Annotated in this window: 21 protein-coding genes and 3 tRNA genes; 12 read left to right on the forward strand and 12 right to left on the reverse strand. The window is 68.7% G+C overall.

Going from position 1 to position 21,879, the window contains the following annotated elements; all coding sequences use genetic code 11:
- Positions 1-150: 150 nt before the first annotated feature.
- From CRP45_RS12770 to CRP45_RS12790, 5 genes are all read right to left on the reverse strand, one after another.
- Positions 151-1,218, reverse strand: a complete 1,068-nt coding sequence (locus CRP45_RS12770) for a fused (3R)-hydroxyacyl-ACP dehydratase subunits HadA/HadB (protein WP_097245487.1) — start codon at positions 1,216-1,218, stop codon at positions 151-153.
- A 187-nt stretch (positions 1,219-1,405) separates the two neighbouring features.
- Positions 1,406-1,576, reverse strand: coding sequence for a 50S ribosomal protein L33 (rpmG, locus tag CRP45_RS12775; protein ID WP_011211653.1), 171 nt, complete (start codon positions 1,574-1,576; stop codon positions 1,406-1,408).
- Between the two features lie 41 nt (positions 1,577-1,617).
- Positions 1,618-1,693 (reverse strand) — tRNA-Met (locus tag CRP45_RS12780).
- Between the two features lie 82 nt (positions 1,694-1,775).
- A tRNA-Thr gene (locus CRP45_RS12785) sits at positions 1,776-1,848 on the reverse strand.
- Between the two features lie 632 nt (positions 1,849-2,480).
- A tRNA-Tyr gene (locus CRP45_RS12790) sits at positions 2,481-2,563 on the reverse strand.
- Positions 2,564-2,737: 174 nt separating this feature from the next.
- Here CRP45_RS12790 and CRP45_RS12795 point away from each other — a divergent pair.
- On the forward strand, positions 2,738-3,229 hold the full coding sequence (locus CRP45_RS12795) for a YajQ family cyclic di-GMP-binding protein (RefSeq protein ID WP_067791415.1): 492 nt from the start codon (positions 2,738-2,740) through the stop codon (positions 3,227-3,229).
- A 7-nt stretch (positions 3,230-3,236) separates the two neighbouring features.
- On the opposite strand, the gene htpX is transcribed toward CRP45_RS12795, so the two are convergent.
- Entirely contained in the window at positions 3,237-4,115 is an 879-nt protein-coding gene (gene htpX, locus CRP45_RS12800) for a zinc metalloprotease HtpX (RefSeq protein ID WP_097245195.1), read from the reverse strand.
- A gap of 608 nt (positions 4,116-4,723) precedes the next feature.
- A complete protein-coding gene (locus CRP45_RS12805) occupies positions 4,724-5,746 on the reverse strand; it encodes a polyprenyl synthetase family protein (RefSeq protein ID WP_067791412.1) in 1,023 nt (340 codons plus the stop codon).
- A gap of 187 nt (positions 5,747-5,933) precedes the next feature.
- On the opposite strand from CRP45_RS12805, the gene CRP45_RS12810 reads away from it, so the two are divergent.
- The 3 genes from CRP45_RS12810 to CRP45_RS12820 are packed head-to-tail and all read left to right on the forward strand — an operon-like array spanning position 5,934 to position 8,132.
- Positions 5,934-7,205: a geranylgeranyl reductase family protein gene (locus CRP45_RS12810; protein WP_097245196.1), complete on the forward strand. Its 1,272-nt coding sequence runs from the start codon at positions 5,934-5,936 to the stop codon at positions 7,203-7,205.
- An 8-nt stretch (positions 7,206-7,213) separates the two neighbouring features.
- Positions 7,214-7,633, forward strand: coding sequence for a helix-turn-helix transcriptional regulator (locus CRP45_RS12815; protein WP_097245197.1), 420 nt, complete (start codon positions 7,214-7,216; stop codon positions 7,631-7,633).
- A gap of 55 nt (positions 7,634-7,688) precedes the next feature.
- A complete protein-coding gene (locus CRP45_RS12820; RefSeq protein WP_067791404.1) occupies positions 7,689-8,132 on the forward strand; it encodes a VOC family protein in 444 nt (147 codons plus the stop codon).
- Between the two features lie 55 nt (positions 8,133-8,187).
- Here CRP45_RS12820 and CRP45_RS12825 read toward each other — a convergent pair whose 3' ends face one another.
- Positions 8,188-8,694 (reverse strand): DUF2505 domain-containing protein, encoded by a 507-nt coding sequence (locus tag CRP45_RS12825; protein ID WP_097245198.1) that lies wholly within the window; start codon positions 8,692-8,694, stop codon positions 8,188-8,190.
- 40 nt (positions 8,695-8,734) lie between these two features.
- On the opposite strand from CRP45_RS12825, the gene CRP45_RS12830 reads away from it, so the two are divergent.
- Complete coding sequence (locus CRP45_RS12830) at positions 8,735-9,202, forward strand: DUF3592 domain-containing protein (RefSeq protein WP_067791486.1); 468 nt, start codon at positions 8,735-8,737, stop codon at positions 9,200-9,202.
- A 66-nt stretch (positions 9,203-9,268) separates the two neighbouring features.
- Here CRP45_RS12830 and CRP45_RS12835 read toward each other — a convergent pair whose 3' ends face one another.
- Complete coding sequence (locus CRP45_RS12835) at positions 9,269-9,634, reverse strand: cupin domain-containing protein (RefSeq protein WP_179830855.1); 366 nt, start codon at positions 9,632-9,634, stop codon at positions 9,269-9,271.
- A gap of 65 nt (positions 9,635-9,699) precedes the next feature.
- Between CRP45_RS12835 and CRP45_RS12840 the strand changes: the two genes are divergently transcribed.
- From CRP45_RS12840 to CRP45_RS12855, 4 genes are all read left to right on the forward strand, one after another.
- Entirely contained in the window at positions 9,700-10,164 is a 465-nt protein-coding gene (locus CRP45_RS12840; RefSeq protein ID WP_097245200.1) for a MarR family winged helix-turn-helix transcriptional regulator, read from the forward strand.
- Positions 10,165-10,278: 114 nt separating this feature from the next.
- A complete protein-coding gene (locus CRP45_RS12845) occupies positions 10,279-11,421 on the forward strand; it encodes a glycosyltransferase family 4 protein (protein WP_218841136.1) in 1,143 nt (380 codons plus the stop codon).
- 94 nt (positions 11,422-11,515) lie between these two features.
- Positions 11,516-12,220: a demethylmenaquinone methyltransferase gene (locus CRP45_RS12850; RefSeq protein ID WP_097245202.1), complete on the forward strand. Its 705-nt coding sequence runs from the start codon at positions 11,516-11,518 to the stop codon at positions 12,218-12,220.
- Positions 12,221-12,361: 141 nt separating this feature from the next.
- On the forward strand, positions 12,362-16,579 hold the full coding sequence (locus CRP45_RS12855) for a bifunctional nitrate reductase/sulfite reductase flavoprotein subunit alpha (protein ID WP_245910089.1): 4,218 nt from the start codon (positions 12,362-12,364) through the stop codon (positions 16,577-16,579).
- Between the two features lie 69 nt (positions 16,580-16,648).
- Here the strand turns inward: CRP45_RS12855 and CRP45_RS12860 are convergent, their stop codons facing one another.
- Positions 16,649-17,683 (reverse strand): aldo/keto reductase, encoded by a 1,035-nt coding sequence (locus tag CRP45_RS12860; RefSeq protein ID WP_097245204.1) that lies wholly within the window; start codon positions 17,681-17,683, stop codon positions 16,649-16,651.
- A gap of 114 nt (positions 17,684-17,797) precedes the next feature.
- Here CRP45_RS12860 and CRP45_RS12865 point away from each other — a divergent pair, with 114 nt between their 5' ends.
- Complete coding sequence (locus CRP45_RS12865; RefSeq protein WP_097245205.1) at positions 17,798-18,436, forward strand: TetR/AcrR family transcriptional regulator; 639 nt, start codon at positions 17,798-17,800, stop codon at positions 18,434-18,436.
- A gap of 131 nt (positions 18,437-18,567) precedes the next feature.
- Here CRP45_RS12865 and CRP45_RS12870 read toward each other — a convergent pair whose 3' ends face one another.
- Positions 18,568-19,155, reverse strand: a complete 588-nt coding sequence (locus tag CRP45_RS12870) for a TIGR03086 family metal-binding protein (protein ID WP_097245206.1) — start codon at positions 19,153-19,155, stop codon at positions 18,568-18,570.
- 150 nt (positions 19,156-19,305) lie between these two features.
- On the opposite strand from CRP45_RS12870, the gene CRP45_RS12875 reads away from it, so the two are divergent.
- On the forward strand, positions 19,306-19,542 hold the full coding sequence (locus CRP45_RS12875; protein ID WP_067791385.1) for a hypothetical protein: 237 nt from the start codon (positions 19,306-19,308) through the stop codon (positions 19,540-19,542).
- 119 nt (positions 19,543-19,661) lie between these two features.
- The gene (locus CRP45_RS12880) at positions 19,662-19,907 is read left to right on the forward strand and encodes a hypothetical protein (RefSeq protein ID WP_067791484.1); all 246 of its coding nucleotides are present in this window, start codon (positions 19,662-19,664) and stop codon (positions 19,905-19,907) included.
- 8 nt (positions 19,908-19,915) lie between these two features.
- Here CRP45_RS12880 and menD read toward each other — a convergent pair whose 3' ends face one another.
- Positions 19,916-21,556 (reverse strand): 2-succinyl-5-enolpyruvyl-6-hydroxy-3-cyclohexene-1-carboxylic-acid synthase, encoded by a 1,641-nt coding sequence (menD, locus tag CRP45_RS12885; RefSeq protein ID WP_097245207.1) that lies wholly within the window; start codon positions 21,554-21,556, stop codon positions 19,916-19,918.
- Between the last annotated feature and the right edge of the window lie 323 nt (positions 21,557-21,879).

The raw sequence follows: 21,879 nt of genomic DNA on the forward strand, positions 1-21,879 counted from the left end.
GCCGGCTCCCATGGGCAGTCCTTCGGAGATCGTCCTCCGGACCGCCTGGAACCAGCCCCACAGAGCAGCGCGCAGCGGCTGGTGAACCCCAGAGAACCTGAGTGTACGTTACCGCCTAGGCCAATAGCCAATCAGGGTCGATCGACCAGGTCAGGCCAGTTGCACGGTGGCCGTCGCGCGGCCGAAGATCTTCTTGCCCGCCGACTTCGCCACGATGGCGACGACCGCGGTCCGCGTCTCCGGATCCACGGACTTCACCTTACCCGTGTACTCGATTTCGGCCGCTTCGTCGGCGCCGACGTAGACCGGGCTGGTGAAGCGGACGTTGTATTCCTTGACCGCGCCGGGATCGCCGAGCCAGGAGGTGACGAAACCGCCGCCGAGGCCCATCGTGAGCATGCCGTGCGCGACCACGTTGTCCAGGCCGACGAGCTTGACCACGTCGTCGCTCCAGTGGATGGGGTTCGCGTCGCCCGAGACGCCCGCGTAGTTGACCAGATCGCCGCGGGTGAGGCGGACGATGCGGGTGGGCAGTTCGTCGCCGACGGAGACGTCCTCGAAATTGATCGCGTGCTTGCTCGGCGCGACCTCAGGGATGACGGTGATCGGGGCGGGCTGCTGGCTCTTGGCGGCGGTGCGCGGGTGGTGGTCCGGCGCTTCCTCGCCGATGCCGTGCATGAGCACGTTGCGGACGGCGCCGGTGAGGTTGGGGTCGATGTCGGCGCCGCTGCGGCCGACGAGCGTGGTGTAGGTGGTGAGCACCAGCTCGTCGTTCTGCGCGGTGACGATGTTCTTGGTGACGATGATGTCGCCGCCGAACGCCTGCCGGAAGGAGTGCAGGTAGACGTCGCAGGTCAGCTGGTCGCCGACCCGGATGGGCCGGTGGAATTCCAGGATCTGGTCGGTCTGCATGATCTGGCTGAGGTCGTAGCCGGTGACGATCTGCTCGAAGAGCTTGCGCTGGGCCAGAATGCCGACCAGAGAGATGAAGGTGAGGGGCGCGAGGAGGCCGTCGTAGCCGTATTCGGCGGCGACGTCCTCGTCCCAGTGCACCGGGTGGTAGTCCTGCACGGCGCGGGCATATTCGCGGACCTTCTCGCGGCCGACCTCGTAGTAGTCGTCGACGCGGTAGTGGTGACCGACCATCGCCGCGGCGTGGGCGGCGGGGTCGAGGTCCGCCTCGCTCGCCTGGACCGCTTCTTCTGTACCGGTGTTGATTGTCACGGGAGGAATGTACCTATCTGACCCCGCACCCCGGGGTCGGCGAGCGTTCACCACCGCACCCGACCCGTAGAAAGCGCTCAGGGCCGGACTGATGTCCGGCCCTGCACAGCTTCACGGTTCCGAGATCCCGGGATCAGCGTCCCGGTTGCCCTTCACGCGGCAGTTTCACGCGTGGGTGGGATCAGCGGGATTCGCGGTGCGCCCGGTGCGTGCCGCAGTTCGGGCAGAACTTCTTCAGCTCCAGCCGGTCCGGGTCGTTGCGCCGGTTCTTCTTGGTGATGTAGTTGCGGTGCTTGCACTGCTCGCAGGCCAAGGTGATCTTTGGCCGGACATCGGTGGACTTCGCGGCCACGACTTTCCTTCTTTCCGGTACCTGATGGGCGTAATCGGTTTTGGTAGCGATGGCCGGACTTGAACCGGCGACACAACGATTATGAGTCGTTTGCTCTACCGACTGAGCTACACCGCCACGGCGTCGCATTGCAGTGGTGCGAGCCCAGCCCCACGACCATGGGTGCGATGCCGAGTCGGTCACCACCGGCAATCCGGCGAGCCCCCTAACGGAATCGAACCGTTGACCTTTTCCTTACCATGGAAACGCTCTGCCGACTGAGCTAAGGGGGCATGACTACTTCCGCACCGAGACCCATCTTCTCGGCCCCGGGGCGGCGAAGTCTTGAACGAGATTACACACCCAACGCTCACACTTCCAAATTCCGAGGTCAGAGCCGGTTTTCATCGCACGCGAAATACCCGAAAATCGCCCTCCGCGCGCCACCCCGCACGACACCGCTGGGCAACAGCTCGCGACGCCGACCGCTCCGCCCGCCAGCACCACACACATCGCGCTCGTCGGGAGTGGGCCACTGGGCACCGAATCAACGGGTCATCAGTCACTGATCGAAGGTAGGTCGAGGGCTGATCGAAGGGGTAGAGCTCCGCGTGGATGTGCGCACTTCCGTTTGCGACCGAACTCGGCGGCTCGAAAGTTTGTGATCTTCGCTTCCCTCGATGGACGGCGATCACGCCGCGTCCTGGCTGGAATGCACCCTGATGTTCAAGCCGCCCTCGAGCGAAACCACCTCGAAAATCAAGCAAGACGCCAACCGCCACATTCCCACAGAACGCAACCACTGCAAGGGGGGTCCGGGGGGCGAAGCCCCGCCGGGCGGGGCGTGGGGGTTGCACCCCCACAAGACATTACGAAGCGAGCCCCACATGCGCTTTCTGCATGTAGGGCTCGCTTGTGAGCGAAGTGGCAGGTGTAGGATTCGAACCTACGTAGGCTTTCACCGACAGATTTACAGTCTGCTCCCATTGGCCGCTCGGGCAACCTGCCTTACGTGCGCTTTCTCGGCGCGCAGAGCAGAATACAACGAACCCCGGTGTCGAATGCAAACCGGCTGGCCAACGGCCCTGCGACGGGACTACGGTCGGGCTTCCGGGTAGAACTGACGATGCCGGTTGCACCGGTGCAGTGAGCCCGTCGGACCGTCAGGAACAGGAGCGTAGTGTGGCCGATTCGTCTTTCGATGTCGTCAGCAAGGTCGACCGGCAGGAGGTCGACAACGCTCTGCATCAGGCGGAGAAGGAGCTGAACACCCGCTACGACTTCCGCGGCACGGGCGCGAAGATCGAGTGGTCCGGTGAGGACAAGATCGTGTTGACGGCCGAGGCCGAGGAGCGGGTGAAGGCCGCGCTCGAGGTGTTCAAGGAGAAGTTGATCCGCAGGGACATCTCGTTGAAGGCGTTCGACGCGGGCGAGCCGGTGGCTTCCGGCAAGACGTACAAGATCACCGGAAGCCTGGTGCAGGGAATCGATGCCGAGAAGGCGAAGAAGATCTCGAAGAAGATCCGGGACGAGGGCCCGAAGGGCGTGAAGGCGCAGATCCAGGGTGACGAGCTGCGGGTGAGCAGCAAGAAGCGCGACGACTTGCAGGCCGTGATCGCGCTGCTGAAGGGCGAGGATTTCGGTATCGCGTTGCAGTTCGTCAACTACCGATAGGCCACGGTCAGTAGTTGCGCGGGCCGCCCGCCATTTCCTCGAGCCGGGCGATGCGTTCGGCCATCGGCGGGTGGGTGGAGAACCAGCGTGCGGCCCGCTCGCCCGCCCGGAACGGGTTGGCGATCATCAGGTGCGACTGGGCCGTCAATTGCGGCTCAGGGGGCAGCGGGGCGGCCTGTACGCCGCGTTCCAGCTTGCGCAGTGCCGAGGCGAGCGCGAGCGGGTCGCCGGTGAGTTCGGCGCCGGATTGGTCGGCCTGGTACTCGCGGGAGCGGGAGACGGCCAGCTTGATCAGGGTGGCGGCGATCGGGCCGAGCAGGGAGACGAGCAGCACGCCGATGATGTTCGGGCCGCCGTTGCCGCGGCCGCCGAAGGCCGAGGCGAAGAACGCGAGGTTGGCGAGGCCGGAGATGACCGCGGCGAGCGCGCCCGCGATGGACGAGATGAGGATGTCGCGGTTGTAGACGTGCGAGAGTTCGTGGCCGAGCACCGCGCGCAGTTCGCGTTCGTCGAGGATTTGCAGGATGCCGCTAGTACAGCAGACCGCGGCGTGCCGCGGGTTACGTCCGGTGGCGAAGGCGTTGGGCGCGTTGGTCGGGCTGATGTAGAGCCGCGGCATCGGCTGGCGCGCCGTCGTCGCGAGTTCCCTGACGATCCGGTAGATGACGGGCGCTTCGAGCTCGCTGACCGGCTGCGCGTGCATCGCCTTGAGCGCGAGCTTGTCGCTGTTGAAGTAGGCCCAGGCGTTCATGCCGACGGCCAGCAGGATGGAGATCACCAGGATCGTCGGGCTGCGGAACATTGCCCCGGCGAACACGATGATGGCCGAGAGCCCGACCATCAGACCGAATGTCTTCAATCCGTTCGCATACCCGTGCCCGTGCATAGGTCTCCTTGCCCACTCCCCCGTCCGTCGAGTTCGTTATGCGAGATCAACGATAGATTTCGGGGGAAAGTTCCTGCTAGCTCCCGACGATCGTCGACCCCGGGTACCGCCGGGATGACCGACGACAAGCCCGCTGCGGGCTTCGGGCCGAGGCGCACCACGATCGCCGACGCACCGTCCAAGCCCTACCGACCACCCCCGGAGCGAGCCCGACGAGCGACCGTTCGCGGCCGTCTCGCTGCCCAGCGGTCGAAGCGCATGCGACGAAGTCGCGAGTCTCGACCCCGGGGGCTTCCCGACCCGCCGCAGCACGACCGCCGACGCAATATCCACACCCTGCCGGCCACCCCCGGAGCGAGCCCGAAGAGCGACCGTTCGCGGCCGTCTCGCTTCCCAACCGACGAGCAACCCTGCAGCCCGCCAAACCACATTCACGAACGCACTATCCGGCCGCTCCCAGCCCCGCACGGAGCGAGCCCGACGAGCGACCCGTTCGCGGCCGTCTCGCTGCCCAGCGGTCGAAGCGCATGCGACGAAGTCGCGAGTCTCGACCGCTGGGCAGCGAGACATAAAGGCCGCGAACACGCGCGCGCCAGCGCGCCAAAGATTCAGCCGACGCGTTCGATGGTGTAGCGAACCAGCTGTTCGAGAGCATCGTTGGCCGGGCCCGCGGGCAGCGCGGACAGCTCGGCGTGCGCCAGGTCGGCGTAACCCTGCAGCTTCTCCTTGGCGAGCACCATGCCGCGCGAGTGTGCGAGGAGTTCCAGCGCCTCGGCGACCTCCTCGTCGGTTTCCAGCGGACGGGCGAGCAGCTTGCGCAGCCGGTCGCCCTCGGCGCCCTCGTCGCGGAGTGCGTAGAGCACCGGCAGGGTGTGCACGCCCTCGCGCAGGTCGGTGCCGGGGGTCTTGCCGGACTGTTCGGAGGCCGAGGAGATGTCGATGATGTCGTCGGAGATCTGGAAGGCGGTGCCGACCGCGTCGCCGAGGCGGGCCAGCCGCTCGATGTGCTCGGGGTGCGCGCCGGAGAAGGTGCCGCCGAAACGACCGGCCGCGGCGATCAGCGACCCGGTCTTCTCCCAGACGACGCGCAGGTAGTGCTCGACCGGGTCCTGCGAGTCGCGGGCGCCGACGGTTTCGCGCATCTGGCCGGTGACCAGTTCGGCGAAGGTCTCGGCGATGATGCGGACCGCGTCGGGGCCGAGCGTGGACGTGAGGCGCGAGGCATGCGCGAACAGGTAGTCGCCCGCCAGGATCGCGACGTTGTTGCCCCAGCGCGAGTTGACGCTTGGCGCGCCGCGGCGCATCGGGGCCTCGTCCATCACGTCGTCGTGGTACAGCGTGGCCAAGTGCACGAGTTCGACGACGGTGCCCGCGGTGATCAGTGCCGGATCAGTGGGACGCGGGCCGAGCTGGCCGGTGAGGATGGTGAACAGCGGACGGAACCGCTTGCCGCCCGCCCGTGCCAGGTGCAGTGCCGCGTCCTGCAGGAAGTCCTCGCCGTCGGAGAGTTCGGCGATCAGGAGTTTCTCGACCTCTTCCAGGCCGTTGCGGACGCTCGCCGCGAGCTCGGGGTCTCCGAGTTCGACCCCGGCGACCACCGTGCTCTCATCACTAACAGCCGATGTGCTCATCTCATCTCCCAGCGCCGCGTCCGACCCCACGGTAGAGAACCTAGCGTGTTCAGTCCGCGCGGCCCATGAACACCGTCACTATGCGGTGTATCAGACACTTTTCCACACGTAGGCGTCGCCCGATCGGCCGACCTGGCGAGCGGTCCTGCGTCGACACCGATCCGGCTGTCCTGCAAGTATTGAGCGCATGGGTGCACCGGATGTCTCAGCCGAGGACCGCGGGGGAAACCCGCTGCCCGATCGCGCCGAAGTGCTCGTCGTCGGCGCAGGTCCGGCCGGTTCCGCCGCCGCTGCCTGGGCCGCGCGCGCGGGCCGCGACGTACTGCTCACCGACGCCGCGGTCTTCCCGAGGGACAAGACCTGCGGCGACGGTCTGACGCCGCGGGCGACCAAGGAGCTCGAACACCTCGGTCTCGGCGAGTGGCTGCGCGCGCACACGGTCAACCACGGCCTTCGGATGACAGGCTTCGGCAGAGAAGCCCTGCTCAACTGGCCGGGCGGTGGATTTCCCAGCTACGGAAGTGCCGTCGCGCGAACCGAACTCGACGACAAGCTGCGCGAAACGGCGGTGAAGTCCGGCGCGCGGATGGTGGACGGCACGAAGGTGGTGGATGTCACCCGCGCGGGTGACCGTGTCACGGGTGTGACGGTGCGAACGGCCGACGGGTCGCGCGAGATCGCCTGCGACATCCTGGTCGTCGCGGACGGCGTGCGCTCACCGGTCGGCAAGCTGCTCGGCCGCGTCTGGCACCGGCGGTTCGCGTACGGCACCGCGGCGCGCGCCTACATCAAGTCCGGCCGCAGCGACGATCAGTGGATCACCTCGCACCTCGAATTGCGCGATGCCGACGGCCAATTGGTGCCCGGCTACGGCTGGGTGTTCCCGCTGGGCAACGGCGAGGTCAACATCGGCGTCGGCTCGCTGGCCACCGAGCGTCGGCCCTCGCACATCGCGTTGAAACCGCTGCTGCGCCACTACACCTCGCAGCGTTACGAGGAGTGGCAGTTCGAGGGCGAGCTGCGCGCGGTGGCCTCGGCGCTGCTGCCGATGGGTGGCGCGGTGTCGAACGTGGCCGGCCGCAACTGGGTGCTGATCGGCGACGCAGCGGGCTGCGTGAACCCGCTCAACGGCGAGGGCATCGACTACGGCCTGGAGGGCGGGCACATGCTCGCCGACCTGCTGGACGCGCCCGATTTCACCGGCCTGTGGCCGGATCTGCTGCGCGCACGCTACGGTCGCACGTTCTCGGCGGCGCGCCGGATCGCGGGCCTGGCCACCCATCCCCGCATGGTCCCGACCGGCGGCCCTCCGGTGATGCGCTCGAAGTACTTGCAGCGCACCGCGGTTCGCGTGATGGGCAACCTGGTCACCGACGAGGACCTGGACATCACCGCGCGCGCATGGCGGCTCGCGGGACGGGCGTCCATGCGCTACGACGACCTGCCGCCCTTCACCTGAGGCACGCGATGGGCGAACCACGCGGATTGCCCGCGCTCTACCTCCTTCCGCACCTGCGCAAGGCGCGGGATCTCGCGGATCGGCAATACGCCGAGCCGCTTAACCTAGACGAATTGGCCGCCGCCGCAGGGGTTTCCAAGTACCACTTCCTGCGTGCCTTCGCGGCGGTGTACGGCAGGACCCCGGCCGCTTACCTGGCCGAACGCCGCATCGAACGCGCGCAGGATCTGCTGCGCGCCACCAACCTGACGGTCACCGAGGTCTGCATGATGGTCGGCTACGCCAGCCTCGGCTCGTTCAGTTCCAAGTTCCGTCAGCTGGTCGGCGTCACCCCGTCGGAGTACCAGGCGAAGTTCGCCGACGGCGCGCCGCGCATTCCCGGCTGCTACGTGTTCATGCACGGACTGTCCGACCGCGGGCAGCCGTGAAGACACCGCAATTTCGGAGAAGCCACAGCGCAACGGCCGCCCATAGCCTTGGCACATGACGACGATTTCGAACATTTCCCTGGTCACCGTGTACGTCACCGATCAGGACGAGGCCAAGCGGTGGTACATCGACAAGCTCGGTTTCGTGGAGACCGGTGACGTCACCATGGGCGAGAACGGCTTCCGCTGGGTGACCATCGCGCACCCGGACCACCTGGAACTGGAGGTCACGCTGATGATCCCCGGGCCGCCGCTGGACGAGAACATGGCCGAGGCGGTTCGCCGGGCGCTAGCCAACGGCACGCACGGCGCGTTGGGTCTGCGGACCGAGAATTGTCAGAAGGCCTTCGAGGAGCTCACGGCCAAGGGCGTCGAGTTCATCCAGCCGCCCGCCGAACGGCCGTACGGCACCGAGGCGATCATCCGGGACAACTCCGGCAACTGGCTGGTGCTGGTGGAACAGAAGGAATTCGATCCGAAGGACTTCGCCGCGCGGTGACGGGCCGGAACGGAATCGGGCGCCCGACGCGGGGCGCCCGATTCGACGGACCGGATCAGGCGGTCGCCTCCGCGGTGAGCCACTCCTCGAAGAATTTGCGCTCGCTGTTGAGCACGCGATGGAACAGTTGCTCGGCCAGCGGCTCGATGGCGCCGCCGACCAGCGACACCTTCACCGTGACGGTGCCGACGACGTCGATCTCGCACCCTTCTGCGGTGGGGCGCAGTTCGAAAGAGCCCGACATCTCACTCGTGATGCCCGTGGTGCTCGCCTGGAAGACGCCCTTGGCGATCTCGCCGTCCAATGCCTGCCAGTCGTCGATGCGCGAGAGCACCAGTTCGTTCTTCAGTACCTTGCCGACGATGCTGGGAATCTTGTCCTTGCGGGCCTTTTCGGTCATTTGGATGCGGATGGTGCCCGCGCCACCCGGATGCGACAGCTCGAGTGTCGCGGTCTCGGCGTTCGCGAAACGGGCGCGCCAGGCGTCGTCGGTGGTGAGTGCCCGGTGGAGATCTTCGACCGGGACGGCGTAGGGCACGGTGAAGCTGAATTTTCGGGACATGGCCGCACACGCTAGTCGAGGTGGTCGGTAGCCTGTGGCGGTGTCGGAAACCAGCCAGTCCGAAAGGCGGACCGTCCGCCTGCGGCGGGCGAGGATCGGCGTACTCACCGCCGCGACGGTCGTCAGCGTGCTCATGGTGTTGCTGGTGCTCGCCGCTTGGCGCAACGACTACCTGATCAGTTCGGACAAGGGCGTGACCACCGGCGAGGTGCTTTCCGCGGGCCGGTTGCGTTCGGCGGTCATCTACGTCACACCCGATGGTGAGACGCACAATCCGAAGGTCGGCGTGCTGTACCCGACCAACCTGACCGCCGGCGAGCGCATCAATGTCGAGTACAGCCGCAGCGATCCCGATCTGGTCCGGGTGGCGGGCCGCGACGTCCGGGTCGCCATTCAGCCCGCCCTCTCGGTGATCGTGGTGGTGTGGGCGTTGGCTTTGCCCGCGCTGTGGTTGATCGTCCGCGCGGGCAGGCGCGAGCCGAAGGTCACCGTGGCCGCGGCACGCTGAGCTGGGTCGCCGCCGCACGCCGACTTGGTCCGCCACCGCGCGCTGGATTTCGGCGGCCGGATGGATTCACTGCGCCCACGGCGGGCTGAGCTTGCTGCCGTCGGCCATGGTGGCCTGGAATCCGGCGGCGATGGCGACATGCGCGACGGCCGGTTCGTCGCCCGGATTACCCACCGCGATGGGCGCGCCCGCGGGCACGATCGCGACATCACCCGCGCCGAGCCGCTGACCGCTGACCTCCAGCACGCCGGAAAGCACCATGAAGATCTCGTCGCGGTCCAGGACGTGCGCCGCGTCGCCGACGTGGTGCGGCGCGACGGTGAGCCGCCAGGTACAGACGTCCGCCGAACCGCGGCTCGGGGCCGCCATGGCGCTGAATTCGACACCGTGCAGCTCGAAGCGCGGCGCTTCGGCGGCCTTGATGACGTGCATAGACACTCCTGCGAGAAGAAATAGACAAGCCAGCTTGATCAAGTTGGCTTGTCTATCATGGCGGCATGGCATCCACTCCGCAAGACCCGGATCTCGGCATCCTGCTCGGGCTGGCCTACGAACAGTTCGTCGTCGAATTGCGAACGGCCTTGGCCGAGCAGGGTTTCGACGACATGGGCCGCTCCGACGGGTACGTGTTCCGCTGCCTGACCAAGCGGCCGATGAACGTCAGCGAGCTCGCCGAACGCCTCGAGATCAGCAAGCAGGGGGCCGCGCAGATCGTCGACGACATGCGGCAGCGCGGCTACGTGGAGCGGCGCCCCGATCCGGCCGACGGCCGCGCGAAACTGCTCTACCTCACCGAACGCGGCAACGCCGCACTCGCCGCAGCACGGCGATTCCACCGGAATCGGGAACAGCGCCTGGTGCGGGAATTCGGTTCGGACGCGCTGAGCACGCTGCGCGCGGTGCTCGGCGCGGTCGCGACCGAAGAGCGACTGGCGGACCCGCAACTTCGGGCGCTGTTTTGACGGATGCCGGTGTCCCGTCCACTGTCTGCGACAGCGCTAGGAGTTCGCCGGAACTTTCCACGCGCTTCACGTCCGCGTGGCTGCGGCGCGCGCTGCACGGGTCACGCTGAGGTGGTGCGCGTAGCCATCGTTTCGGAGTCCTTCTTGCCGAACATGAACGGCGTCGTCAATTCGGTCCTCCGTGTGCTCGATCACCTGGACGAACTCGGACATCAGGCGCTGGTGATCGCGCCCGATACGCCCCGCGGACTGCCCGCAGCGGCAAGCGAATACGGCCGTTTCCCGGTGCATCGGGTCCCCGCGGTGATGGTGCCCAAGGTCAGCTCGCTGCCGGTCGGGCTGCCGCAGCCAGGGATCACCGCCGCGATCGCCGAATTCGACGCCGACCTGGTGCATCTGGCCTCCCCGTTCCTGCTCGGCGCCGGCGGCCTCGGCGCGGCGCTGCGCCTGGATCTGCCGACGATCGCGGTGTACCAGACCGACGTGGCGGGCTTCGCGCAAAGCTACGGGCTCGGGCTGGCCAGCCGTGCGGCTTGGGCGTGGACGCGGCGCATCCACGAGGGCGCGACGCGCACGCTGGCGCCCTCCCGCGCGGCCGCCGAAGACCTGGCCAGGCACGGTATCCCGCGGGTGCACCGGTGGGGTCGCGGCGTGGACATCGCCAGGTTCACCCCGTCGGCGCACCGCGCGGAACTGCGCGAGCGCTGGCTCGCCGGGCACGAGCGACTCGTCGTCGGGTTCGTCGGCAGGCTTGCGCCGGAGAAGCACGTCGAGCGGCTGGCGGTACTCGCTGGCGATCCCACCATTCAGCTGGTGATCGTCGGCGACGGCCCGGAACGTAACCGGCTGGCCCAGCTCATGCCGGACGCGGTGTTCACCGGCGAACTCGGCGGCGACGAACTCGCGCAGGCGTACGCGAGCCTGGACGTGATGGTGCACGCGGGCGAGCACGAGACCTTCTGCCAGGGCGTGCAGGAGGCGCTGGCCTCCGGTGTTCCGGTCATCGGGCCGGACGCGGGCGGTCCGCGCGACCTCGTCGCGCATTGCCGCAACGGCTATCTGCTCCCGGTCGACCGGTTCACCGAACTGCTGCCCAGCGCCGTGGCCGCGCTGCGCGACCCGGCGCTGCGTGCCCGATTCGCCGGCGCCGCACGCAAGTCCGTTCTGCACCGAACCTGGCCCGCCGTGTGCGACGACCTGATGGGTCACTACGCCGATGTCACCGGCCGGGACTTCCGCCTTTCGAATACGGCGTAGCCCCTGACAGCACACCCCTCGGCAACGCACCGAACATCGCGCTGTGATCGGGTACACGCGGGTCCGTAACGGACAGTCGCTTAAGGTCGTTGGCGTGGCGCAAACGCATGCAGGTCGAGCTTCCCTGGACAAGCAGCCGGGCGAGGTCGCAGCGATGTTCGACGGGGTCGCCAAGCGATACGACCTCACCAACACCGTGATCTCCGCGGGTCAGGACCGCTACTGGCGCTGGGCGACCCGCAAGGCGCTCGGGCTACGACCGGGCGAGCGGGTACTCGATCTCGCGGCGGGCACCGGCGTCTCGACCCTGGAGTTCGGCAAGTCCGGCGCCTGGTGCGTGGCGACCGACTTCTCCAAGGGCATGCTCGCCGCGGGCCGGTTCCGCAATGTGCCGATGGTCGCGGGTGACGCCATGGCGCTGCCGTTCGCGGACGATTCCTTCGACGCGGTGACCATCTCCTACGGCCTGCGCAACGTCTCCGATCCCGATCTGGCGCTGCGCGAGATGCTGCGGGTCACCAAGCCGGGCGGACGGCTGGTGGTCGCCGAGTTCTCGACACCGATCTTTCCGGTGTTCCGCACGCTGTACATGGAGTACCTGATGAAGACGCTCCCGCGGGTGGCGCGGGCGGTCAGCAGCAATCCGGACGCCTACGTGTACCTGGCGGAGTCGATCCGGGCGTGGCCGAACCAGCGGCAGCTGGCCATGCGGATCGCCAAGGCGGGTTGGTCGACGGTCAAGTGGCGCAATCTCAGCGGCGGCGTCGTCGCGCTGCACCGGGGATACAAGCTCGGCTGAACGACGCCGCAAGCCGCTGACCTGCGCAAAGGTGACGAAAAACACACCTCACAGCCGCGAGTGGGAGCGGTGAGGAGAATTGTCACCTGGCGATAACGTTGGGTAAATCCCGCGCAATCGACGTTCCGCATGATCGGTGACATGTCGGACGCAGCCAGCAGCCCCGCGCCGGGCACCGCCAGAACGGCGTGCTCGTACTGCGGCGTGGGGTGCGGCATCACGGTCGAGACCACGTCGGGCCCGGACGGCGCGCCGGTGATCGCGAAGGTCAGCGGCGACAAGCTGCATCCGGCGAACGCGGGCAGGCTCTGCACCAAGGGCGCCACCCACGCGGAACTGATGCGCACGCCCGGCCGGATGACCACCGCCTACCGGCGACCCGAGCGCGGTCAGGAACCGATGCCGATCGCCGTCGACGCCGCCGTGCGCGAGGCCGCCGACCGGTTGCGCGCCATCCTGGACGAGCACGGGCCGGACGCCATCGCGCTGTACGTCTCCGGCCAGATGACGCTGGAGGCGCAGTACCTGGCCACCAAGCTGGCCAAGGGCTACCTGCGGACCGTGCACATCGAGGCGAACTCGCGGCTGTGCATGGCCAGCGCGGGCACCGGCTACAAGCAGTCGCTGGGCGCCGACGGCCCGCCCGGCTCCTACGACGACTTCGAGCACGCCGACCTGTTCTTCGTCACCGGCGCGAACATGGCCGACTGCCACCCCATCCTGTTCCTGCGGATGGCCGATCGGCTGAAGGCGGGTGCCAAGCTGATCGTCGCCGATCCGCGCCGCACCGATACCGCCGCGCGCGCCGACCTGTTCCTCCAGCTGCGCCCCGGCACCGACCTCGCGCTGCTCAACGGCCTGCTGCACCTGCTCGTCGCCAACGGCGACATCGACGAGGACTTCATCGCCGAGCACACCGAGGGCTGGGACGCCATGCCCGAGTTCCTCGCCGACTATCCGCCCGAGCGGGTCGCCGAGATCACCGGCCTCGCCGAAGAGGACATCCGCACCGCCGCGCGCTGGATCGGCGAAGCGCGCGAGTGGATGACGCTGTGGACGATGGGACTCAACCAGTCCACCCACGGCACCTGGAACACCAACGCGATCTGCAACCTGCACCTGGCCACCGGCGCCATCTGCCGCCCCGGCAGCGGTCCCTTCTCGCTGACCGGTCAGCCGAACGCCATGGGCGGGCGCGAAATGGGGTACATGGGCCCCGGCCTGCCCGGGCAGCGCTCGCTGCTCTCGGCCGCGGACCGCGCCTTCGTGGAGACGGCTTGGGGCGTCGAGCCCGGCACGATTCGCACCGAGGCAGGGCCGGGCACCATCGAGATGTTCCGCGGCATGGCCGAGGGCGATATCAAGGCCGCGTGGATCATCTGCACCAATCCCGTTGCGTCCGTGTCCAATCGGAAGACGGTGATCGCGGGGCTGGAGGCCGCCGAGCTGGTGATCGCGCAGGACGCCTACACCGAATCGGCCACCAACGCCTACGCGGACCTGCTGCTTCCCGCGACGCTCTGGGCCGAGGCCGAGGGCGTGTCGGTGAACTCCGAACGCAATGTCACCCTGTTGCAGCGCTCCGTCGACCCGGTCGGCGACGCGCGGCCGGATTGGCTGCTGATCGCGCAGGTCGCCACGGCCATGGGCTTTCCAGGCTTCGAATACTCCTCCAGCGCCGAGGTTTTCGCCGAGATCCAGCGGTTCGCCAATCCCGCGACGGGTTACGACCTGCGCGGCATGAGCTACGACGCGCTGCGCGAGGGCCCGATGCAGTGGCCGTGCGCCGAGCCGGACAAGCGCCGCAACCCGATCCGCTACCTGAACGACGGCGTCAGCCAGGAACTCTTCGTCGACGAGGCGGGTCACCGCCCGCGGCTCGCGTTCGCCACCGCGAGCAGGCGCGCGGTGTTCTGGCCGCGCCCGCACATGCTTCCCGAGGAAATGCCGGACGACGACTACCCGTTCCTGCTGAACACCGGTCGTCTGCAACACCAGTGGCACACCATGACCAAGACCGGCAAGATCGGCAAGCTCACGAAGTTGAACGGGCAGCCGTTCCTCGAGGTGCATCCGCGCGACGCCGAACGGCTCGGCGTGCGTCCCGGCGATCAGCTCGAAATCGCATCCCGCCGTGGACGAGCCGTGCTTCCGGTGCAGATCAGCGACCGGGTACGCCCCGGCGACTGCTTCGCGCCGTTCCACTGGAACGACGAACAGGGTGAGTATCTGACCATCAACGCCGTCACCAACGACGCCGTCGATCCGGCGTCGCTCCAGCCCGAGTTCAAACAGTGCGCTGTCTCGCTGCGCCGCGTCGCCCCGATGAAACAGGCCGAAACGCCTGTGCCCGAGCCGGTTTCCGCACCGAACGGTGCGCATCCGCTCGCGGTGATGCTCGGCCTGGACACCGGTGTCGCGCCGACGCTCAGCGACACCGAACAGATCTACCTCAGCGGGTATCTTGCCGCGCTGCACTCGCTTCCGGTCGTCGGGCAGCCGGTGCTTCCGGAAACCGCGCCGCTGTCCACCCGCAGCAGGCTCTGGATCGACGGCCTGCTCGCGGGCATGTACTCGCGCGGCGCGCTGACCGCCGAGTCCCCCGCCCCCGCCGCCGAGGAGCGGCCCGTCACGGTGCTGTGGGCCTCGCAGACCGGCAACGCCGAGGAGTTCGCCGCCGCGGCGGCCGAGCGACTTGCCGAATCCGGTTTCGCGCCACGGCTGTTCGACATGGACTCCTGCGATATCGCCGCGCTGACCGGCGACGCGCTGTTCATCAGCAGCACCTTCGGCGACGGCGGCCCGCCTGACAACGGCGCGGACTTCTGGGCCAGGTTGACCGACAGCGCGACCCGGCTGACCGGCCTGCGCTACGCGGTCCTCGCGCTCGGCGACTCCTCCTACGACGATTTCTGCGGGCACGGGCGCAAGCTGGACGAGAAGCTGGCCGAGCGCGGCGCGACCCGGCTGCTGCCGCGGGTGGACTGCGAACCCGACTACGAGGAGCCCGCGAGTCGCTGGCTCGACGACGTGCTCGGCGCGTTCGGCGGCGGGAACGACGACGGGAACGACGGCGGCGGGAACGACGGCCCCGACGATGGTGACGGCCCTGCTCCCGCGGGCGGTTCGGGCGCGCGCCTATCGGTCCGCTCCGCGAGTTCGGGCGGCAGCACCATGGTGCTGACCAGGCCCGAGGCCCCTGCTCCCGCGCGCTCACCGCGGACCGCGCCCGCGCCGTTCACCCGCAACGCGCCGGTGGCCGCGCCGCTCGCGCGCAACGAACTGCTCTCGCTTGCGGGGTCACCGAAAGAGGTGCGCCAGTTCGGTTTCGACCTACGCGGTGTGAACGCGGACTATGAGGTGGGCGATTCGCTTGGCGTGTGGCCGTCGAACTGTCCGTCGCTGGTCGAGGAGTGGCTCGCCGCCACCGGCCTTGACGGACGGCGCGTGATCGAGGTCGACGACCGGGAGATGCCGCTGGCCGAGGCGCTGCGCACCCGGTACGACATCACCAAGGTCAGCCACGATCTGTTGAGCTTCATCGGCGACCGCAACGCCAGCAACCAGCTCGCCAAACTGCTGCGCAGGGACAACCGCAACGAGCTGGACGGCTACCTGTGGGACCGCCAGGCCGTCGACGTGCTGCGCGATTTCCCGGTGCGCGCCGACCTGGTCGAATGGCTCGGCGCGCTGAAAAAGCTCCAGCCGCGCCAGTATTCGATCTCGTCGAGTCCGCTGGTCAGCCCGGACGAGGTGCAGCTGACGGTCGGCGTCGTGCGCTACGGCGAACCCGCGGGCGCGACAGCCCGGCGCGGCGGGGTCTGCTCGACCTACCTCGCCGACCGGGTTGGCGATGCGACGGTGCCGATCTTCCTCCAGCGCGCACCGCATTTCCGGCCGCCGCTGGACCCGACAGCACCGATGATCATGGTGGGGCCTGGCACCGGCATCGCACCGTTCCGCGGCTTCCTCCAGGAGCGCAGGGCGCTCGGCGCGACCGGCCGCAACTGGCTGTTCTTCGGCGAACAGCATGCGGCACAGAACTTCTACTACCGCGCGGAGCTGGAGGACATGTTCCGCACCGGTTTCCTCACCCGCCTCGACCTGGCGTTCTCCCGTGACCAGCGGGAGCGAATCTACGTGCAGCACCGGATGATCGAGCACGGCGCGGAGCTGTGGTCGTGGCTGCGCGACGGCGCCCACTTCTACGTCTGCGGTGACGCGGCGCGGATGGCCAAGGACGTCGACGACACTCTGCTCGCCATCGCCCGCATCCACGGCAAGCTGGACGAGGACGGCGCGCTGGCGTTCCGCAAGCAGCTCGTCGCCGAGAAGCGTTACGTGCGCGACGTTTACTGAGCCGCCGCGCGTCGACCCACCGCGTCGCGAATCCGCCTGCGCCGCATTCTCGTTCGAGCGCATCCCGAACTACACGGCGGGCGGGTTGAGTCGGGTGAAGTCCGGCAGGCGGTAGTACGGGTAGTAGGGGTAGGGCGGCGTGGTGGCGCTCGCCTTGTCCAGGCGGGCGATCTGGTCCTGATCGAGGCGCCAGCCGACCGCGCCGAGGTTCTGGCGCAACTGTTCCTCGTTGCGCGCGCCGACGATGACCGTCGCGACGGTGGGGCGGCCGAGCAGCCAGTTGAGCGCGATCTGCGGGACGGTCTTGCCGGTCTCGGCGGCGATCTCGTCCAGCACGTCCACCACGTCGTAGAGGACGTCGTCGTCGACGGGCGGCCCCGCCTCGGCGGTCTGGTGCAGCCTGCTCCCAGCGGGCAGCGGCTGTCCGCGCCGGATCTTGCCGGTGAGCCTGCCCCAGCCGAGCGGGCTCCACACAACGGCGCCGACGCCCTGATCCTGCGCGAGCGGCATCAGTTCCCACTCGTAGTCGCGGCCGACCAGCGAGTAGTACACCTGGTGCGCGACGTAGCGGGTCAGGCCGTTGCGGTCTGCGGCGGCAAGGGATTTCATCAGCTGCCACCCCGCGAAGTTGGAGGCGCCGAGGTAGCGGATCTTGCCCGCCCGCACCAGATCGTCGAGCGCGGCGAGGACCTCCTCGACGGGGGTGTGCGCGTCGAAGGCGTGCAGCTGGAACAGATCGATGTGATCGACGCCGAGGCGGCGCAGCGAGCCCTCGACCGCGCCGATCAGCCGTGCCCGGCCCGAGCCGGCGTCGTAGGGTCCAGGCCCGGTCGGGAGGCTCGCCTTGGTGGACAGCAGCAGCCGGTCCCGCCTGCCCTTGATGGCCGCGCCGAGCACTTCCTCCGAGGCGCCGTCCGAGTAGACGTCCGCGGTGTCGAACATCGTGACGCCCGCTTCCAGGCTGATGTCGACGAGCCGACGCGCCTGCTGGGCATCGGTGTCGCCCCACGCGCCGAACAATTCGCCGCGTCCGCCGAAGGTGCCCGCTCCGAAGCTCAGGGCCGGGACGAGCAGACCCGACGCGCCGAGCCGCCGGTACTCCATGGGTGAGTTCTCTGACCGAAGGTTCATGAGACGGCCCTCCTAAAGGGTCTATAGTTCCGTTTAACACTTGGAACAGTACACCCTGTCGACCCCAAATGAAACTGGAGTTCCGTTATGGCATCCGAAGAGCCCGCTCCCGGCTCGGTTCGCCCAGGTGGGCGCACCGCACGCATCCGCGCGGCCGTCCTGCGCACCGCGGGTGATCTCCTCGCCGAACGCGGTTTCGCCACACTGGATCTCGCGGAGATCGCCGCCGCGTCCGGGGTCGGCAAGACCACCGTCTATCGGCGCTGGGGCACCCCGGCCGGGCTCGTGGCCGACCTGCTCGCCGATATGGCCGAGCAGTCGGTGCCGCGCGCCGACACCGGATCGCTGCGCGGCGATCTCACGGCCAACGCGCGACTGGTCGCCGAGACACTGACCGATCCGCGCCAAGGCCGCCTGTTCCAAGCCGTGATCGCCGCCGCCACCGGCGATCCCGTCACCGCGGCCGCGCTGCGCCGCTTCTACGACATCCGCCTCACCGAGTGGGCGCCGTGCGTCGAGGACGGGATCGCGCGCGGCGAGGCGCCCGAGGGCACCGATCCGCGCGCGGTCCTCTCCGCCGTCTCCGCGCCGCTCTACTACCGCCTGCTGGCCAGCGGCGATCCGATCGACGAGGCGGCCGCCGATTCCGCGGCCCAAGCGGCGTTGGATGCGGTCGCCGCAGGCACTTTCGTCACGGACCGATCGGCAAGCCCCGACCGAAGGTGACATTCGGTCTGTGCCACCGGGTGACGGACACCTTCAGTCGGATCGGGCGGACCAGTTCGGACCGCGACCGGTCAGGCCAAACATGCGATTGAAGGTGACATTCGGTCTGTCCGAGTGGCTGGCGGACACCTTCAGTCGGATTGGGCCGACCAGTCGGGGTCGCGACCGGTCAGGCCGATCACACGGTCGAGGAGGGGTGCGTCGGCGGGCACATCGACCACGGGGCCGAAGAGGCCGGGGGTTCCGGACATCGGGGTTTCGCGCAGGAAGTCGAACAGGATCGCCGCGTGCGAATCGGTGCAGCTGAACGGCTGGCCGGTGGCCTTGGCCAGGTCCCAGCCGTGCACGACGATCTCGTCCAGCGCGATCACCGCCATCACGATCGCTGCTTCGCGCACGCCGCCCGCCTCGGTCTCACCCTCCCATGCGTCCGGCTCCCGCCACGCGGCGACGAGGGCCTTCAGCTGGGCCGGGATACGCGTGCGCCAGTCGTCGGGCAGCTTCGAGTCGTGCTCGAGGGCGGGCGGGGTGCTGTTGCCGACGGATTCCTTGGTCGCGGACTGCCGAAACGCCTCGGTCAGCTCCAGGACGTGTTCGAGCAGCGCGGCCACGGTCGTGTCGGCGCAGGGCGTCGGCGCGGCGAACTGGTCGTCGGCGATGCCCGCGACCACGGTTTCCAGTGCGGTGGCGGCGGGCTCGAAATCGAACGTGGGGGTCATCGGGTCTCCATAAGCCGGATGTAAGAGGTCTGCGTCAGTTGAGACCCGGCGAGCGCGCGGAATTCATCGGTGCCGAGGGAACAGGGCTGCGACGTCGTCCGCGACCAACTCGTAACGGCGAAAAGCCCTGGAAAAGAGGAGAATTGGTAGATGAAGGGTGATCGGGTGGAGATCGTCGTCGACGTCGGCGACGGCTCTCGAAGTTACGAAATCGCGGCGACGCGCGCGGGTCGGCGGGTCGAGGTGCGCATCGCGCGCGGGGTGGTCGAGGTCAGCGAGGTGACGCGGACCGGCGTCGCGGTCCGCACGGCGCGGTTCATGGCCGGACGGACCCTCGCGCTCGTGGAGCATCCGGTGAACGGGGGCGCGGCCGTCGAGGGGGAATGAAGACGACGCCGGTTGCGGGAAACTCGCTGTCGGGGCAATCTCGATGCCGTCGGACTGTTGCCCGCGCCCTGAACTGGGTATACCCCGTGCGGGAGAGCACCAGCGGAGAGGAGCACACGATGATCGATCGCAGCACGCCGCGCACATTGGACGACGCGCCGGAGGCCGACCGCGTCGAGCAGTCCACGCCCGCTTACCAAACGGACGACGCCGATACCGACGACCGGGCCGTCGCGGAAACCGCCGTCGCACGCGAGGCGCCGAGCGCGGTCGATCGCGACGTGTGGTCCGCGAACGAGGCCGACCTCATCGAGCAGGCCATTCCCGTGCCGCTCGACGACGAGGACCGCGACGACACCGAATAGCGGGTAGCTCAGGGCGCGATCTTGGCCCGCACGGCCGCGTGCAGCTCGCGCAGGCTGGACCGCTCCGTGGCCACCTCGAGCACCCGCAGTCCGTGCGCGTGCTCGGCCAGCTCGGCCGCCAGCTGCTCGGTATCGACCTGCCGGTGCGGGATGCGGTAGGCGGCGCACAGCGCGGCGAGATCCATGCCGTGCGGTGTGCCGAAGACGCGCTCGAACACGCCCGCGTACTGCGGATCGCCCTGTTCGAGCAGCTCGAAGATGCCGCCGCCGTCGTCGTTGGCTACCACGATCGTGAGGTCGGCCGGCCGCGGCTCGCCCGGCCCGATCAGCAGCCCGGACGCGTCGTGCAGGAAGGTCAGGTCGCCGATCAGCGCGACGGTGCGGCCGCCGTGCGCCAAGGCCGCGCCGACCGCCGTCGACACCGTGCCGTCGATACCGGCGACGCCGCGGTTCGACAGCACCTTGATGCCGGGCCGCGGGTGCGAGACCAGCGCCGCGTCGCGCACCGGATTGGACGCGCCGAGCAGCAGTTGATCGTCCTCGTGCAGCGCGTCCATCACGACCGCCGCCACGTGCAGGCCGGTCGGCTTCGGATGCTTGGCCAGCGCGTCACGCACCACCTGCTGAGCGTTGGCGTTCACCGCGCGACAGTGCGCGAGCCATTCCGCGCTCGGCGCTCCCGTGGTGATCGCGCGGGTTCCGGTGCCGACCACGTTGCCGGACACATCGGGCCAGCGCGGGCCGGTGGTCAGCGCGAAGACCGTCACGGACGGGTCGGCGAGCACCTTGGACACCTGCCGGTGCAGGGTCGGCCGCCCGGTGATGATGGCCTGCTTCGGCTTCAGCAGCGGCAGCGCAAGCGGATGCAGCGCGGGGCCGTGCATGGGGGCGGTCGGCTCCGCGACGGTCGGCAGCTCGGCCAACTCGGGACGCAGGCCGGCGCCGTGTCCGGAGATCACCACGGTGTCCGGGGTCAAATCGATGTCCAGCGGCACGTCCAGCGTCGCGTACTGCGTCGCGGTCCATGGCCGATCGTCCGCGCGACCCTCCGGACCGGCGTCGGCGGTCGGATCCGGCACCAGCGGCTCGCGCAACGGAATGTCGAAGTGGACGGGACCCGCGTTGCCCGACCGCGTGCCCCGGGCCGCGGCGAGCACCCGGCACACCGCCGAGCGCCACACACTGTTCTGCTGACCGTACGGGCCGCAGCCGTTGCCGCTCGGCTCGTCCTCCGCCAGCCCAAGGCTGATGGTGGCGCGCACCTGGCTACCGAACAGGCCAAGTTGTTCGACGGTCTGATTCGCGCCGGTTCCGAGCATCTCGTAGGGCCGATTGGCGCTCAACACGATCAGCGGAACCCGCGCGTAGTTGGCTTCCAGCACCGCGGGACCGAGGTTCGCGACGGCCGTGCCGGAGGTCATCACCACCGGGACCGGATTGCCGCCCGCGATCGCCAGACCGATGGCGAGAAAGCCCGCGGTCCGCTCGTCGATACGCATGTGCAGCCGCAGCCGCCCGGCCGCGTCGGCGGCTTGCAGCGCGAAGGCAAGCGGAGCGTTCCGCGAGCCAGGGCACAGCACCACATCGCGGACACCTCCGCGCACGAGTTCGTCGACGACTACTCGGGCCTGAGCGGTAGACGGGTTCACGTCACCAGCCTCTCAGACAGTGTCCCCGCCGTCTCCGTCACCCTGGTCACAGTGTTGTTGGCGCGCTGGCGCGCGCGGGTTCGCGGCCCCTTTTGTCTCGCTTCCGAGCGGTCGAGACTCGCGCCTTCGGCGCATGCGCTTCGACCGCTCGGAAGCGAGACGGCCGCGAACGGGCTCGTAAGACTCGCCCTCGGGGTGGTTGGGAGGGCTCGATCGAGCGGTCGGATCTCGGTGCGCTGTGCGGATACTGTTCCAGCGTTCGAGACGCTGCGCTGATGCGCGGCAAGGCCATGCGGTGAGCGAGGTCGCACGCCGAGTTCGCC

Source organism: Nocardia amikacinitolerans, assembly GCF_900215415.1.
Taxonomy (GTDB): domain Bacteria; phylum Actinomycetota; class Actinomycetes; order Mycobacteriales; family Mycobacteriaceae; genus Nocardia; species Nocardia amikacinitolerans.

Excerpts from the sequence above, each read along its gene's own strand:
- CRP45_RS12880 (WP_067791484.1), top strand. The coding sequence starts at position 19,662 with ATGATCGATCGCAGCACGCCGCGCACATTGGACGACGCGCCGGAGGCC.
- CRP45_RS12840 (WP_097245200.1), top strand. The coding sequence starts at position 9,700 with ATGGCATCCACTCCGCAAGACCCGGATCTCGGCATCCTGCTCGGGCTG.
- CRP45_RS12820 (WP_067791404.1), top strand. The coding sequence starts at position 7,689 with ATGACGACGATTTCGAACATTTCCCTGGTCACCGTGTACGTCACCGAT.
- CRP45_RS12815 (WP_097245197.1), top strand. The coding sequence starts at position 7,214 with ATGGGCGAACCACGCGGATTGCCCGCGCTCTACCTCCTTCCGCACCTG.
- CRP45_RS12875 (WP_067791385.1), top strand. The coding sequence starts at position 19,306 with ATGAAGGGTGATCGGGTGGAGATCGTCGTCGACGTCGGCGACGGCTCT.
- CRP45_RS12810 (WP_097245196.1), top strand. The coding sequence starts at position 5,934 with ATGGGTGCACCGGATGTCTCAGCCGAGGACCGCGGGGGAAACCCGCTG.
- CRP45_RS12860 (WP_097245204.1), bottom strand. The coding sequence starts at position 17,683 with ATGGAGTACCGGCGGCTCGGCGCGTCGGGTCTGCTCGTCCCGGCCCTG.
- htpX (WP_097245195.1), bottom strand. The coding sequence starts at position 4,115 with ATGCACGGGCACGGGTATGCGAACGGATTGAAGACATTCGGTCTGATG.
- CRP45_RS12855 (WP_245910089.1), top strand. The coding sequence starts at position 12,362 with ATGTCGGACGCAGCCAGCAGCCCCGCGCCGGGCACCGCCAGAACGGCG.
- CRP45_RS12835 (WP_179830855.1), bottom strand. The coding sequence starts at position 9,634 with ATGCACGTCATCAAGGCCGCCGAAGCGCCGCGCTTCGAGCTGCACGGT.
- CRP45_RS12865 (WP_097245205.1), top strand. The coding sequence starts at position 17,798 with ATGGCATCCGAAGAGCCCGCTCCCGGCTCGGTTCGCCCAGGTGGGCGC.
- CRP45_RS12825 (WP_097245198.1), bottom strand. The coding sequence starts at position 8,694 with ATGTCCCGAAAATTCAGCTTCACCGTGCCCTACGCCGTCCCGGTCGAA.
- CRP45_RS12870 (WP_097245206.1), bottom strand. The coding sequence starts at position 19,155 with ATGACCCCCACGTTCGATTTCGAGCCCGCCGCCACCGCACTGGAAACC.
- CRP45_RS12805 (WP_067791412.1), bottom strand. The coding sequence starts at position 5,746 with ATGAGCACATCGGCTGTTAGTGATGAGAGCACGGTGGTCGCCGGGGTC.